Origin of the sequence: Achromobacter sp. ACM05, assembly GCF_019218915.1 — a bacterium.
GTDB lineage: Bacteria > Pseudomonadota > Gammaproteobacteria > Burkholderiales > Burkholderiaceae_B > Achromobacter > Achromobacter animicus.
In genome coordinates, this window is sequence record NZ_JAHUWQ010000001.1 from 381596 (window position 1) to 396459 (window position 14864).

Genomic DNA, 14864 nt, shown 5'->3' on the forward strand with positions numbered 1-14864 from the left:
CCAAAAATACGGCGCGATGTCAGCCGCCAGCCGCTACCATTGGCGTTTTATTCATGAATGAGCCGCCCGCCATGGACGACGCCTTTAGCCACCAATTGTCGATGACCATCCTGATGACGCCTGACATGGCGAATTTCTCAGGAAACGTACACGGCGGAACCATCCTCAAGTATCTGGACCAGGTAGCCTACGCCTGCGCCAGCCGGTACGCCGGCCAATATGTCGTGACGCTGTCCGTCGATCAGGTGGTGTTCCGCGAACCGATCCACGTCGGCGAGCTGGTGACGTTCCTGGCAGCCGTGAACTACACGGGCCGCACGTCGATGGAAATCGGCATCAAGGTCGTGACCGAGGACATCCGCAAGAAGCTGGTGCGTCACACCAACAGCTGTTATTTCACGATGGTGGCGGTGGACGACAAGGGCGCCCCGACCGCCGTGCCGCCGCTGGAGCCCCGCACGCACGAGGAAAAGCAGCGCTTCAAGGCCGCCGGCCTGCGCCGCGAACTGCGCCAGGAAATGGAACGCCGCCACGGCGAGATCAAGCGCGAAACCACGCACGAAACGCCGGGCGCCTGATCATCGCGGGGAAGACAGGCACGCAGCTGTCTGCCCGTTGCCCCGCTCTGGAATCCGTTGGCCGGCTCCCGTCGTCCGGACCGCGCCCTGCTTACCCCCGCCCGCTGATACCCAGCCGCGGGGGTTTTTCATGCCCGCTCGATGCCCGCCGGCGGGGCCGGCGGCGCGGCCACGGGTTCGCGGTCGCGGCCGATCATGCGCTTGATGCCCAGCCATTGCTGCGACCAGAACCCGCGTCCGTAGTCGCGTCCGCCCAGCTCGGCCTGCTGGTCATGGATGCCCGTGGGACCGTAGCCCACCCCAAACCGCGCGGTGCGGAACAGCACGTCCCAGATCGGAAACAGCGCGGCGAAGTTGTAGCCGCCCACCGGCCCCGGCGACGAGGCGTCGTAGGCGATGGAATGGTGATGGCGATGAAAGCGCGGGCTGACCAGGAGGCGTTCGCCCAGCGCGCCGAAGTGCATGCGCAGATTCGCGTGCGAGAAGCTCTGCGCCAGCTGGGTGATGGCCACCACCATGACGAACTGCGCGGGCGGCACGCCCACCAGTTGCGACACGAACACGACCAGCACGTCGCGCAGCATGTCGTCGAGCAGGTGGTTGCGGTCGTCGCTCCAGATGGTCATCTGGCGCTGGCTGTGATGCACGGCATGCAGCGCCCACAGCCAGCCGAAACGGTGCTGCGCGCGATGGTAGAAGTAATCCACCGCATCGAACAGCAGCAGGTAGATGATGAGGCTGACCCATGCCTTGTCGGTCACGCCCGGCCAGTACTGATCCAGCTGGAACGGCGCAAAGCCCCACACGTGCAGCTGGCCGAAGATGCTGTCCCAGAACGGGTCGATGGTGAAGAACAGCAGCAGCCGGAAGGCGCCCAGACGGTGGATCAGCGTGTACAGCACGTCGATGCCGATCTGGCGGCGGTCGGTCACCGGTTCCACGGGACGCAGGCGCTGCAGGGGTCCCAGGACCAGCACCAGCACCGCGATCTGGATCAGCCCGACCAGCAGCCACATGGTGGCGTCGTAGGCGTCCTCGATGAAGTTGCTCAGGCCCAGGTGGAACAGCGCGGGCTGAATCGCCGTCTCGAAGAGCCATTGCTGGCTGTCCCCGAAGAGTTGGCTAAGCGTATCCATGATCAGTGATGCGAAGCGATCCAGTCGCGATAGGCCGGATGGGTGTTCAAGGTGGCAAAACAATAGCCCTTGCGCTGCAAACCTTCAATCAGCGGTTCCAGCACGCCGGGCGCCCACGGGTCCTGGCGCGACCAGATGCCCAGGTGGGCGAGCAGGATGTCGCCGGGCTTGACGGTGCGCAGCGCCTGGTCCAGCAGCTTGGCGTTGGGGTATTTGTCGCTGGGCAGCTCATCGCCCAGGAACCCGGCCGGCGACCAGCCCACGTGCTCGAAGCCGCAGGCCTTGGCCGCCTTCAGCAGCGCGGGCGAGGTCTTGCCGCCGGGCGCGCGGTACAACGGCAGCATGTTCTTGCCCGTCATCTGGTGGAACCGGGTGACGGAGCGTTTGATTTCGGCGCAGTATTGCTCGGCGGTCCACTCGGCGCGCTTGCCGGCGTCGGGCCCGGCGCTGGGTTTGACGCGGAACTTGCCGCCCGGCAGGTCGCCCTGCCAGTAGACGTGGTCGTAGGTGTGCGAGGCAAAGGCGTGGCCTTCGGCGGCGCGTGCCTTCCACCAGGGCGCCCACACGTCGTCCAGGCTGGCGCCGTCGGTCAGCGTGCGCTCGTTGGCCAGAAAGAAGGTGACCTTGACCTGGTGACGGGCCAGCACGTCGGCCACCAGCGGCGCGACGCCCATGTGGCCGGTGTCGAACGTCAGGTAGACAGGCTTGTCGCAGGTGGCCTGCGGGGCCGCGCCGGCCACCGAGGTCGCCAGCGCCAGGCACAGGACCGCGGACCGGGCTTTGCCCTTAGCGGGTCGGCGCATGATTCAGGGTCCATACGCCGTGCGGCGACTTGCCCACGGGCACCTGGTTGACGACCTTCTTCTGCTCCAGGTCCACCACCGTCAGCTTGCGCGCCCAGCGCGAGGTGACCAGCAGCGTCTTGCCGTCGGCCAGCACGTCCATGCAGTCCGGGCCGCCCGGCACCGGGAAGGTGTCGACGACAGCCAGCGTCTGCAGGTCGATGCGGCTGATCGAGTTGGCGGTGCGGTTGCTGACGAACAGGTGGCGGTGGTCGCCCTGCGCGCGGAAGGCGTGCGCGCCCGCCGCTGTCTGGATGCGCTTGACCAGCTTGGCCGGGCCGTTGCTGACGTCATAGGCTTCCACGTACGAGTCGCCGGTCAGCGCCACCAGCAGCGTCTTCTGGTCGGGGGTCAGGAAGACGTCAGCGGGCGTCTTGCCCGTGGACACCGTCCACTTGGGCGTCTGCGTGGCCAGGTCGATGGCGATGAGCTGATCGCTGTCCTGCAGCGAGACGTAGGCCGTCGTGCTGTGCTTGTCGATCATGATGTGGCTGGGCGTCTTGCCCGCCTGGATGCGCTTGACCAGCGTCAGGTCAAAGCCCTTTTCGAGCGGCTTCCAGGCATAGATGTCGATGTGGTCCAGGCGGTTGGCCGCCGTGACGAACCACTTCATGTCCGGCGAAAACTGCAACTGGTAGGGATCGACGATGCCGGTCAGCGTGCGCTGCACTTCGCCGGTCTTGGGATCCATCAGGGTGATGGAATCGCCGGTGGCGTTGGCGATCATCAGCGACTTTTCGTCGGGCGTCAGATACAGGTGATGCGGCTCTTTGCCGGTGGGCACGCGCCGCAGTTCCTTGTAGGTGGCCGGATCGATGATGCTGACGTTGGCGTCCAGGGAATTCAGGACAAAAATCGGGGCGGAAGCCGCCGCGGCGCTAAGCGCCATCCCCACGCCGAACAGGGCGTAGCGGACAAAAGACATGGGGTTCAATTTGGAGATCCGGCAAGGGGAAATCGGGCAGGCACCCGGTGCTCGCCATTTTAGGCACAGGCGCCTGACAAATGGGTCACAGGTGACGACGGAAACGCGGCGCGGCGGCAGGCTTTGACGGCAAACACGCAAGCCTGTTGCGACCCCGCAACAGGCGCGTGAAAAGCGGCATACGGCCCCGAAAAACCTACCTGGCAGGCGCCGGCTGACCGTTCGCGTCCACCCAGTTTCCGGTGCGGATATCGGCGTCTCGCAAGGCCGCCGCGCGGGAAGCCGAGGACGGTCCCAGGTCACTCTCCAGCACGCCGCCTTCCGGCCCCACGACGAACGTGCCGATGCCCGTGTGCCCGTAACGCGCGGGCCAGGCCACGATGCGGTACGTATTGCCCGCGCCACCCGGCAGCACCTTGTATCGATAGCCGAACCACGCGTCGTCCACGGGCACGTCGGGCCCCATCGCCAGCGCATCCGGGCCAAAGGCCTGCTGCGGCGCACCGGGCACGTCGGGCCAGTACAGGCCGTCGCGCTCGCCGGCTCGGCTGACCAGCCGCGTGGCGTACCGGCCCTGGCCGACCCCTTGCGCATACCGCGTCTGCGCGGCCTGAAGTTCCTGCAGGGTTTCGATGGCGGTCAGCTCATTGCGGTCGATGGCGCGGCGCTGGATCTCCGCCTTGCCCGCCACCGGGTCGAACCGCCATCCCTGGCCGGCGCGCACCAGCGGCACCGGCAGCGTCCACCCGGAATCGCCCACCGCCACCCACGAACGCCCGCCGTCAGCGACGATGTCGTGCTTGCGCACCCACGCCGCCAGGTAGCGATAGATGTTTTCCTGATCGACGCCGCCCGGCACGAGCTGCCGGTGGTTCGGACCCAGCACGGTGCGCAGGGCGTCGACGTCGTTCAAGGCCAGCGCATCGGTAAACGCCTGCGCCGCCGCCTGGGCGCTGGGATACACGGCCTGCGACATGGCGGGCGCCGCCACGCCCAGCCCAAGGACCGAAGCCACGCACAGCGCGCGCAAACGAGCGATCGTCATAGAAAGTCCCTTGTCCATGGTGCCTATCTCCGGCCGCCGCCGCGCCCGCCGCCACCGCCGCGATGGACGCCTGCCCCGCCGCCACGATGCGGCGCGCTGGCGCCGGTGCTGCGATGCCCGCCGCCGCCGCGGCTCATTTCGCCGCGCTGGTTTTGCTGCCGCATGCGGTCGCCGTCGCCCGCCCCGCTCAGCGCGTTGTGGCTGTTCGACGCGCGCGCCCGGTCGCGCGCGGCCGCCTCGTCGGCGCGCTGGCGCTGGGCGGCGGCCTGCCGGTCCTGGGTCGAGATGCCGGCCGTCCCGACGCTGGACGCGCCGTCGCGCGGACGATCTTGGGTCGAGACGCCCGTTGACCGGTTCTGGGCGCGATCCTGGGTCGAGACGCCGGTTGACCGGTTCTGAGCGCGATCCTGGGTCGAGACACCGGCCGTCCCGGCGCCGCGGTCCCGTCCGCCCTGTCCGGCTTGCGGCCCCTGCCCTTGCCCCCGGCCCGCCGCGCCGTCGCCCCGGCCTGCCCCCTGGCCGCGTCCACCGTCCGCGCCGGAATGACCCGCGATCGGCTGCCCGGTCCGCCCTTCAAAAGACTGCGCCGCCCGCTGCCTGGCGGCATCGCGTGACCCGGCCGGCGGCGCCGAGCCCGCCGCGCCAAGCCCTTGGCCGCCCGCCTGCGCACGGTTCTGCAAGCCGGCCTGCCGCTGGCTGTCGAAACGCTGGCGATTGGCGGCGTCCGCGTACGGCGCGTTGCCGCGATTGGCGGCGTTGTGTTGCCACGTTGACCGATTGTTGTTGACGTTGTTGCGGTCGATGCGATTGTTGACGTTGATGTTGTTGTAGCGATCCACGTCGATATCGATGTCGCCATGCCCCCAGTTCGCGTCGCCCCACATCGAATTGATCGCCGCGACGCCGATGCCGAATCCGATCCCGGCCACCAGCGAACTCGCAAACACCGACCCCGGCGGCGGGGGATAGTAATAAGGCGGATACGACGGATACGCCCACGCGCCATAGACCACCGTGGGGTTGTAACTGGGCACGTAGACGACTTGAGGATCCGCCGGCTCGATCACCACAACCGTCTTGTCATTCGCGGTGGTGGTCTTGACCGTCTGCTGCGGCGTGCTTTTCAGGTTGCCGGCCTTTTGCGCCTGGGCGCGCAGCCGCTGGACGGAATCCATGACGGCCTCGGGCTGCGCGAGGAACGCGTCGCCCACGGACTTCACCCAGCCGGGCTCGCGGCCCATCATGTCCATGACCGAGGGAAAGGCCACCAGCGACTTGACGCTGGGATCCCAGGTTTCGGCGTCGACGGCTAGCACCGCATCATCGCCGGACTGGTTGGCGTTTGCGGCCGACCATTTGGCCGCCGCCGCGACGTCATCGGGGTACGTGGATCCCATCAGGATCTGCGACAGCAGCGCGTCCGGATAGAGCGCCACGGGCGCCATCAACTGATCAAGCTGAGCGTTGCTCAGCTTGATCTGCGCCATGGCGGGAAAAGAGAGTGACAGCCCCAGGCAAATCAGGCCGAAGAACCACGTTCGCAGTCGCCGCATTTCCGTTCTCCGCACACAGAGCAAGATGCCACAAGCCAGGAGGGAACCGCCGGATATCGCGAAGACAATATATGCCTAACGCTGGCCGTTTGGAAGCGCCAGCGGTAGTACGCCCGAACCGCGCCTATCGGCCTACAGCTTGGCGACGGACACCTCGGTCGCCTTCACGAATGCCAGGACCTCGGTGCCGATCTGCAGGTCCAGTTCCTTGACCGAGCGGGTGGTGATGACCGACGTGACGATGCCGGCGGGCGTGTCGACGTCGACTTCGGACACCACCGGGCCGAGGATGATTTCCTTGATCTTGCCGCGGAACTGGTTGCGGGCATTGATGGACTGGATGCTCATGGTGTTGCTCCTGAAAGATGAGGATGGCGCCACGGCGGCGCCGGGTTGTGCCTGCCGGCCCGCGGCGTCAGACCGCGAGCCTCAGATGCCGGATCTGGATGACAGGCGCAAGCGGCCTGCCGTCCGGACCCGGCGTGTCGGGTTGTCCCAGCGCGGCGCGCAGCACGCGCGCCTCCAGCGCCGTAAAGGCAGCAGATCCGCGCACGCGCGGACGCGGCAGGTCCACCCGCACGTCCAGCGTCACGCGGCCCGCGTCCAGCACCAGGATCCTGTCCGCCACGGCCACCGCCTCGGCGGCGTCATGGGTGGCCAGCACGGCGGTAAAGCCTTGCCGGCGCCATGCGGCTTCCAGCTCGCCCTGCATGCCGATCCGGGCCAGCGCGTCCAGCCGGCCCAGGGGCTCGTCCAGCAGCAAAAGGCCGGGCCGGTGCGCCAGCGCGCGGGCGAGCGCGACGCGCTGGCACTGCGCGTCGGTCAGGCTGGCGGGCCAGTCGTTGGCGTGGCGCGCCAGGTCCATCTGCCGCAACGCGGCAAGCGCCCGGTGGCGCTCGGGCAATCCCAGCGCGACGTTATCGATCACGCGCTTCCACGGCAACAGGCGGGCATCCGCCCGCAACGCGCGAACACGATGGTCTGGCGCCCACAGCGGAAAGTTGTCGAACAGCACGGGCGAGCGTTGCGGCGCGCCGCCCTGTTCGCCGGTCGGGGTGGCGTCGCCGGCCAGCATCCGCAGCAGCGCGCGCTTTCCGCTGTCTGAACGCCCCACCACCGCCACAAATTCCCCGGCGGCGATGTCCAGGTCCAGCGGATGCAGCACGTCGCTGCCAACACGCCCGGCCAGCTTGCGCAACGTCACACGCAGAGGCGCAGGACGCGCGGCGTCCTCGTCCGGCGCGTTGTCCCGCTCGGCGCGGTCAGGCGCCTGCAGGTGCTGGAAGAGCTCGAACTCGTTGGGGTGGATGAACATGGCGGCCTGCCGGCGTATGCCCCTGTCCGCGGCCCTAGCGGGCCGCCTCCAGCTTCTGCTGGTAGTCGGTCTTCACGAAGCCGGCGAACGACTTCTCGGTGACCGCCAGAAACTCCGGCGACGCGTAGGCCGCTGCGATGTCCTTGACGAACGGCTTGTCGCGATCCGCCGTGCGCACGGCCACCAGGTTCTGGTAGGTGGGCGTCGTCTTTTCCAGCGCCAGCGCCTCGGTCAGCTTCAGACCCGAGGCCAGCGCGAAGTTGCCGTTCACGAACGAGAAGTCGGTGTCTTCCAGCGAACGCGGCAGTTGCGCGGCTTCCAGCGGGATGATCTTGATCTTCTTCACGTTGACCGCCACGTCCTTCTCAGACACCTGCAAGGGGTCATAGCCGTCGCGCAGTTTCACCCAACCCAATTCCTGCAACACGACCAGCGCGCGCGCCTGGTTGGTGGGATCGTTGGGCACCGCCACGCTCACGCCGTCGGGCGCCGCGTCGACGCTTTTGTACTTCTTGCTGTAGATGGCGATGGGCGCGGTCGGCACCTTGACCAGTTCGGACAGTTCAAGCTTGTTCTTGGCCGCGAAGTTCTTCAGGTAGACGATGTGCTGGAACGCGTTGGCGTCCAGCGCGCCCTGCGCCAGCGCAAAGTTGGGTTGCACGTAATCGTTGAACTCGACGATCTTGACCGTATACCCCTGCTTTTCCAGGATGGGCTTGATGCCCAGCTTGATCTGGTCGCTGTACGGCCCGGCCGTCGCGCCGAACACGATTTCTTTTTTGGCGGGGTCGGCCGCGTGGGCGGTTCCCCCGAAGGCCAACACGGCCAGCACGGCAAGCGTCGGGGCGAGGCGATTGGTAAGCAGCATGAGCGTCCTTTGGGGTCAGCGTTTGTCGATGCGTCGCGCGACGGTATTGCCGGCGAACTGGATGATCTGCACCAGCACCACGAGCAGCGCCACGGTCAGCACCATCACGTCGGTCTGGAAGCGGTAATAGCCATAGCGGATGGCCAGGTCGCCGATGCCGCCGCCGCCGACCACGCCAGCCACGGCCGAGTACGACAGGAAGCTGACGGCCAGCACCGTCAAGGCCAGCACAAGGCCCGAACGCGCCTCCACCAGCAGCACGCGGCGCACGATCTGCAACTCCGACGCGCCCGCGGCGTGCGCGGCTTCGATCACGCCGCGCGGCACTTCACGCAGGCATTGCTCGACCAGCCGCGCGAAGTACGGAATGGCCGCGAAGGACAGCGGCACCGCTGCGGCGACCGGCCCGATCGACGTGCCCGCAATCACCCGCGTAAACGGCACCAGCGCGACGAGCAGGATGATGAAAGGAAACGACCGCACGGTATTCACCGTCCAGCTCAGCAACCGGTGCAGCACCGGACGGTCCAGCGATTGGCCGGGCCCGGTCAGGAATACGAGAATGCCGAGCGGACCGCCGAGCAAGATGGAGGCGGCCAATGCAATGGCCAGCATCAGAAAGGTCTGTCCGACCGCCACGCCCAGTTCGGGCAGCAACTGCACAAAGGTGTCCAGCATCATGCAACCTCTTCGTAGGGGTGGGTGGCTTCGCGAATCAACTCGCGGCCCAGCGGCGAGGACAGGTGCACGTTGGCGCCCGAGATCTCTGCCTGTTCCAGCACCTCGCCGTTTTCCATCACGGCCACATGGCGGCAGAGTGCGCGCACCACGGCCAGTTCGTGCGTGACGATGACGATGGTGACACCCAGGCGTTTGTTGATGTCGCGCAGCACGCTCAGCACCGAGCGCGTGGTTTCGGGGTCGAGCGCGGAGGTAGGCTCGTCGCACAGCAGCACGGCCGGCTCGCTGGCCAGCGCGCGCGCGATCGCCACGCGCTGTTTCTGGCCGCCCGACAACTGCGCGGGATGGCTGGCCGCCTTGTCGGTCAGGCCTACGATCTCCAGGCAGTCGCGCACGCGGTCAGCGATCTGCGTCTTGCTGCGCCCGCCGTGCACGCGCAACGCAAAGGCCACGTTCTCGAACACGGTCTCGTTCTGCAGCAGGTTGAACTGCTGGAAGATCATGCCGATGTTCTGCCGCGCCGACCGCAGGTCGCGCTTGGACAGCGCGGTGAGTTCGGTGCCGGCCACGCGCACGGCGCCTTCGTCCGGCCGCTCCAGCAGGTTGATGAGGCGCAGCAGCGTGGACTTGCCCGCGCCGCTCTTGCCGATGATGCCGAACGTGTCGCCGGCGCGAATCGACAGCGACACGTTGCGCACGGCGTCAAAGCGTCCCGCACGCGTGGCAAACGACTTGCTCACCGCATCCAGGCGGATGACGGGCTGCGGCACGGCGGGGATGTCGGAAATATCGGTCATTGCGATTGCATCAGGAATAGGCGGTGGGTTCGGGCGCCTGGTCAAGCAGCGCGTACCGACCCAGGTCGCGAATCTTGTAGGACACCGGGTCATGCAGGGTGTGGACGCGCGCGTTGCGCCAGTAGCGGTCGTAGCCGTAACGCGCGGAAGTGGCGCTGGCCCCGGTCACTTCAAACAGTTCCGAGCCCACCGCCAGCGCGGCGCGATGCGCCAGCACCTTGGCCTGTGCACCGGCCACCGCGACTTCGCCGCGTTCCTGCGCCGTGACCGACGGTCCGCGCGCCGGCGCCGCGTCCAGCTTCAATCCGGCCAGATCGGCCAGCGCCTCTGCCGCCTGCACGCGCAGCCAGAATTCGCCGAAGCGCTCCTGCACGTAGGGATCGTCGACATGGCGATCGACGCCGGATGCAAACCACGGCCGCGCCTCGTCGCGCACGTAGCGGCGCGCCTCGTGAAAGGCGCCGCGCGCGATGCCCAGATAAAGGTTGGTCATGATGAGCTGCGCCACCTGCGAACGCAGCGTGGCGCGGGCGGTTGGGGTGACGCCCGGCGCCTGCAGCACCTGGATGGCCTCCAGGCGCACGTGATCGAAGCGCACCGTGCCGCTGTCGGTCTGGCGCTGGCCGAACGCATCCCAGTCGGGATTGACGGTGATGCCGTCTGCCTGCGTGGGCAGCGCGGCGATCAGCGCGGTGCCCGAAGGCTTGTGCCAGGCGGAGAACGTCAGCAGATCCGACCCGACCGAACCGGAGCTGAAACTTTTCACGCCGTCGATGCGGTAGCCGTCCAGCTCCGCGCGGGCGATGACGCGGCGGTCCAGCGGATTGAGCGCGTTGCCCCAGAAGAGCTGGCGCTCGGCGGTGGGCGCCAGAAAGTAGGCCTGCTGCTCGGGCGTGCCGTACAGCAGCACGCCGGCGACCTGCAGATGATGAAAGCCGAATACGTGCGCGAGCGCGCTGTCGACTTCGGCCAGGCGGCGCACCGCCGCCAGCACGGTGGACCAGTCCGCGCCCGTGCCGCCGTAGGCGGTGGGAATGGACAGGCGAAGCAGTCCGCTGGCGCGGATGCGTTCGCGCTCATGGGCCGCATGACCGCCAGCGCGGTCGCGTTCGACTGCGGTGACAGCCAGTTCGGCCGCCAACGCTTCCAACGCAGCACCGACCGCATCGGCCGCTCCGGCGCTTGCGCCTTCATCGTGGCGCGCTTGGCGCAACAGGGAAATCTTGGCCATCAATCGATCCTTGAAAACAGTTCGGGCCGATGCGCCGGGCTCCAGCGGAGCAGGTGGCGCGCAAGCAGGTGCACCAGCGCCTGCGACGCCGCGCTCATCGCGGCGTACAGCGCAATGCCGAGCAACAGCAGGTCGGCGCGCGCGGCGATGCGGCCCTGCTCGGCCAGGATGCCAACGCCCGACGGCGCCGCGAACACTTCCAACGCCACCAGAATCAGCCACGCGAGTCCCAGGCCTTGCCGCAGCCCCGTCAGGATCGACGGCAGTGCGCCAGGCAGGATGACGTGCAGGAACAGCGCCCAGCCGTGCAAGCCATGAGACCTGCCCGTGGCGATCAATCCGGGATCCACCGCGCGGATACCGCGCACCGTCTGGCGGTAGATCGGAAAGAATGCGCCCAGCGACAACAGCGCCAGCCGGGCCGTCTCGCCCACGCCGAGCCACAGCAGGATGAGCGGCGCAAACGCGAGCACGGGCACGAAGCCCAACGCCTGCAGCAAGGCGTCGGCCTGCTTGCCGGCGCGCCGGGCGGTGGCGTTCATCGCGCCCAGGAGCAAGGCCGCACCGCCACCCAACACCAGGCCTGCGAGCACGCGCACCAGGCTGGCGGCCGCATGGCTCCACAACTCGCCGCTGCGCGCCAGCGCCACCGCGGCGGCGGCAACCGTCGATGGCGCGGGCAGCAGGCGGCCCGACAGCCAGCCGGCCTGCGCGGCGCCCTGCCATGCGGCGAGAACGAGCAGGGAGGCCAGCAGTGGAGACAGCGCGGGAGCCAGAACGGGCACCAGCCAAGGCGCGGCCCGCAGGTTCGGGCTGGGAGGCTTGCGCGGGGCAGACATCAGCTTGCCGACTCCTTGGGCACCAGCTCGGTCGCCATGACTTCGCCGAAGGGGCCGGTGAGCACGGTGCTGCCCGGCTTGCGCTCGCCCTTGCCGGGCAGCAGCGGGAACACCAGTTCGGCAAAGCGGTACGACTCTTCCAGGTGCGGATAGCCGGAGAAGATGAAGGTGTCGATGCCGAGGTCGGCGTACTCCTGGATGCGGGCGGCGACGGTTTCGGGATCGCCGACCAGCGCAGTGCCGGCGCCGCCGCGCACGAGGCCGACGCCCGCCCACAAGTTGGGCGAGATCTCCAGGTGCGCGCGGCCGCCGTTGCCGTCGGTCAGCTTGCCGCCATGCAACGCGGCCATGCGGCGCTGGCCTTCGGAATCCATCTTGCCGAACGCGGCCTGCGCGGCCTGCACGGCGTCTTCGCTGAGATGGCTGATGAGCTCATCGGCCGCGGCCCACGCCGCTTCGTTGGTCTCGCGCACGATGACGTGCAGCCGGATGCCGAAGCGCACGGTGCGCCCATGCCGCGCGGCGCGGGCGCGCACGTCGGCGATCTTGCGCGCGACAGCGTCGGGCGGTTCGCCCCAGGTCAGGTATACGTCGAGCTGTTCGGCCGCGAGTTCATGCGCGGCTTCGGACGAGCCGCCAAAGTACAACGGCGGGTACGGTTTCTGGACGGGCGGATAGATGACCTTGCCGCCCTTGGAGACGAGCTGCTCGCCTTCGAAGCTGAAGCCTTCAGCTTGGTGGCTGTTCTCAAGAATGCCGCGCCAGATCTTGAGGTAATCCGCGGTGATGGCGTACCGCTGGTCATGACTGACGAAGACGCCGTCGCCTTCGAGCTCGCCGGGATCGCCGCCCGTGACGACGTTGACGAGCAGCCGGCCTTCGGACAGGCGGTCGAAGGTGGCGGCCATGCGCGCGGACACCTGCGGCGAACTGACGCCGGGGCGGATGGCGACCAGGAACTTCAGATTGCGGGTGGCGCCGATGAGGCTGGAGGCCACGACCCACGCATCTTCGCAGGACCGGCCGGTGGGCAGCAGGACGCCGTCATAACCGAGGGTGTCGGCGGCGACGGCGACCTGGCGGAAGTAGTCATAGCTGGCGGCGCGCGCACCACGGCTGGTGCCAAGGTAACGGGAATCGCCGTGCGTGGGGATGAACCAGAAAACATCCATGCTGAAACTCCGGATCAGACGCTGAAGCCGCCCGCAAGGGCGAGACGGCCAAGGTCGTAGGCAGGGTGGACGGCGCCGGCGCGCGGCTGCACGTGTTCGGACAGACGCTCGACGGAATCCTCGAGCCGCCCGCGCACGTCGTCGTCGATGTCGGCGTTGCCCGACTCATCGAGCCGCACCTGTTTGTCGGTGGCGTAGACGCCGGCCAGGATGTGCCGCGCACCAAGCGCGGACAACACGGGCTTGAGGCCGTATTCGAGGGCAAGCAGATGCGCGGGACTGCCGCCGGTGGCAATCGGCAAGACGACTTTGCCGGCGAGTGCCTTTTCATCGAGCAGGTCGAGCACGGCTTTGAGACCGCCGGAGAACGAGGCTTTGTAGACGGGCGTGGAAATGAGCACGGCGTCGGCGGCCGCAACCCGCGCACGCAGGGCGTTGGCGGCCGCGCCGGTGTAATGCCCTTCGATGAGTTCTTCGGCGGGGATGTCGCGCAGGCCGAGTTCACTGATGCCTAGCCCGCGTGCACGCAGGATCTGTGCGGCGTGGCGGAGCAACGCGGAGGAACGGGACCGCTGCGACGGACTGCCCGCCAGGGTGAGGATGCTCATGGTGATCTGCCGGGGCGATGCGTTAGAAGGCGGGAACAAGCGAGCCTTTGAATTCGCGCTCGATGTAGGCGCGGACCTCGGGCGATTGATACGCGGAGACCAGCTTCTTGACCCAGGGCTGGTCGCGGTCTTTGGTGCGCACGGCGATGAGGTTGGCGTAGGGGCCATCGGCAGCCTCTCGTCCGATGGCATCGCGGGCGGGCACCAGACCGGCCTGTTCGGCGTAGTCGTTGTTGATGGACGCAGCGGTCAGATCATCAAGAGACCGCGGCAGCTGCGCGGCGTCGAGCGCAATCAGCTTGAGCTTGCGGGGGTTGGAGACGACGTCAAGCGGCGTGGCGGTGTTCTTCTGCTCGGCCTCGGGCTTGAGGGTGATGAGCTTGTAGGCGGCAAGCAGACGCAGGGCGCGGTTGCCGTTGGAGGGATCGTTCTGAATGCCCACGGACGCGCCTTCGGGCAGCTCGTCGAGCGATTTGATTTTGCGGGAGTAGAAGCCTAGCGGCGCGGTGACGGTAAGGCCGACGGGAACGATGTCGAAGCCGCGTGCCTTGATCTGGTTGTCCAGGAAGGGCTTGTGCTGAAAGGCGTTGGCGTCGAGGTCACCGGCGTTGAGGGCGGCGTTGGGAAGTTGGTAGTCGTTGAATTTGACGAGCTTGATCTGCAGGCCGTCGCGGGCGGCGACTTGCTTGACGACGTCGAAGATTTTTTCAGCGGTGCCTACGGAGATGCCTACTGTGATGGTGTCCTTGCTGTTGTTCTGGGCTTGTGCGCTTGTGGTGAACGGGAGCGTGAGTGCTGCTGTGGTCAGGAGGCGGAGCAAGGAGGCCATTTCGTTTTGTGTCCGATGAGGTGAATGCTTGATGAGGTGATTCTGTCATCGGGGTTTGCGGGCGAAAAATACTTAGTCGATATGAGGTTATGTGTGCACAGGGTGGGGTTGTTAGCGCGGATGGTGATTTGGTTGCTGATGGAGGCCGGCGTGGGATTGAGTTCTTAAGACGTCCGGCACGTGGCGGACGGCGCGGTGATTGAGTTCTTAAGACGTCTGGCACGGTGGCGGCTTGCGCGATGATTGAGTTTTTAAGACGTCCGGCACGGTGGCGGCCCGGGGCGGTCAGCGTGCTTGGCCTTTTTGCGCAGATGCCTTCGGGCTAGAAGCATTTTGCGGTGCCCGTCTCCGTTCGGCCGCGCGGGCGGCCTCCGGAGACTTACGCGGCGTCTTGCGTCGTGGCGATGACGCTTCGCGTGTGGCTGCTTTTGGGTTTGGGTGTCTG

The 14864-nt window shown here is 67.3% G+C and carries 16 protein-coding genes; 1 reads left to right on the forward strand and 15 read right to left on the reverse strand.

Translation table 11 applies throughout. The features are described from left to right. Positions 1-71: 71 nt before the first annotated feature. The gene (locus KW836_RS01735) at positions 72-578 is read left to right on the forward strand and encodes an acyl-CoA thioesterase (RefSeq protein ID WP_218343239.1); all 507 of its coding nucleotides are present in this window, start codon (positions 72-74) and stop codon (positions 576-578) included. A gap of 128 nt (positions 579-706) precedes the next feature. Here the strand turns inward: KW836_RS01735 and KW836_RS01740 are convergent, their stop codons facing one another. The 15 genes from KW836_RS01740 to KW836_RS01810 form a co-directional block, all read right to left on the reverse strand. Next, positions 707-1714, reverse strand: a complete 1008-nt coding sequence (locus KW836_RS01740; RefSeq protein ID WP_175123739.1) for a sterol desaturase family protein — start codon at positions 1712-1714, stop codon at positions 707-709. A gap of 2 nt (positions 1715-1716) precedes the next feature. Next, positions 1717-2517: a polysaccharide deacetylase family protein gene (locus tag KW836_RS01745; RefSeq protein WP_218342279.1), complete on the reverse strand. Its 801-nt coding sequence runs from the start codon at positions 2515-2517 to the stop codon at positions 1717-1719. Beyond that, positions 2501-3481, reverse strand: coding sequence for a hypothetical protein (locus KW836_RS01750; RefSeq protein ID WP_056565095.1), 981 nt, complete (start codon positions 3479-3481; stop codon positions 2501-2503). Before KW836_RS01750 ends, KW836_RS01745 begins: the two co-directional genes overlap by 17 nt. A gap of 196 nt (positions 3482-3677) precedes the next feature. Beyond that, positions 3678-4526: a DUF2950 family protein gene (locus tag KW836_RS01755; protein WP_255595065.1), complete on the reverse strand. Its 849-nt coding sequence runs from the start codon at positions 4524-4526 to the stop codon at positions 3678-3680. Between the two features lie 23 nt (positions 4527-4549). Further along, on the reverse strand, positions 4550-6079 hold the full coding sequence (locus KW836_RS01760) for a DUF3300 domain-containing protein (RefSeq protein ID WP_218342281.1): 1530 nt from the start codon (positions 6077-6079) through the stop codon (positions 4550-4552). 132 nt (positions 6080-6211) lie between these two features. Then, positions 6212-6427, reverse strand: a complete 216-nt coding sequence (locus tag KW836_RS01765) for a molybdopterin-binding protein (protein WP_175123743.1) — start codon at positions 6425-6427, stop codon at positions 6212-6214. Between the two features lie 67 nt (positions 6428-6494). Then, positions 6495-7394 (reverse strand): ATP-binding cassette domain-containing protein, encoded by a 900-nt coding sequence (locus KW836_RS01770; protein WP_218342282.1) that lies wholly within the window; start codon positions 7392-7394, stop codon positions 6495-6497. Positions 7395-7428: 34 nt separating this feature from the next. Continuing rightward, on the reverse strand, positions 7429-8262 hold the full coding sequence (locus KW836_RS01775; protein ID WP_239216400.1) for a MetQ/NlpA family ABC transporter substrate-binding protein: 834 nt from the start codon (positions 8260-8262) through the stop codon (positions 7429-7431). A gap of 15 nt (positions 8263-8277) precedes the next feature. After that, positions 8278-8940 (reverse strand): methionine ABC transporter permease, encoded by a 663-nt coding sequence (locus tag KW836_RS01780; RefSeq protein ID WP_056566920.1) that lies wholly within the window; start codon positions 8938-8940, stop codon positions 8278-8280. Then, complete coding sequence (locus tag KW836_RS01785; protein ID WP_218342283.1) at positions 8940-9740, reverse strand: methionine ABC transporter ATP-binding protein; 801 nt, start codon at positions 9738-9740, stop codon at positions 8940-8942. Before KW836_RS01785 ends, KW836_RS01780 begins: the two co-directional genes overlap by 1 nt. A gap of 10 nt (positions 9741-9750) precedes the next feature. After that, positions 9751-10971: an acyl-CoA dehydrogenase family protein gene (locus KW836_RS01790; RefSeq protein ID WP_218342284.1), complete on the reverse strand. Its 1221-nt coding sequence runs from the start codon at positions 10969-10971 to the stop codon at positions 9751-9753. After that, positions 10971-11810, reverse strand: a complete 840-nt coding sequence (locus KW836_RS01795) for an ABC transporter permease subunit (protein WP_218342285.1) — start codon at positions 11808-11810, stop codon at positions 10971-10973. The genes KW836_RS01790 and KW836_RS01795 overlap by 1 nt, the downstream gene beginning before the upstream one ends. Then, positions 11810-12982, reverse strand: coding sequence for an FMNH2-dependent alkanesulfonate monooxygenase (ssuD, locus tag KW836_RS01800; protein WP_218342286.1), 1173 nt, complete (start codon positions 12980-12982; stop codon positions 11810-11812). Before ssuD ends, KW836_RS01795 begins: the two co-directional genes overlap by 1 nt. A gap of 14 nt (positions 12983-12996) precedes the next feature. Then, entirely contained in the window at positions 12997-13590 is a 594-nt protein-coding gene (gene ssuE / locus KW836_RS01805; protein ID WP_218342287.1) for an NADPH-dependent FMN reductase, read from the reverse strand. A gap of 22 nt (positions 13591-13612) precedes the next feature. Next, the gene (locus tag KW836_RS01810) at positions 13613-14419 is read right to left on the reverse strand and encodes a MetQ/NlpA family ABC transporter substrate-binding protein (RefSeq protein WP_218342288.1); all 807 of its coding nucleotides are present in this window, start codon (positions 14417-14419) and stop codon (positions 13613-13615) included. Positions 14420-14864 lie beyond the last annotated feature (445 nt).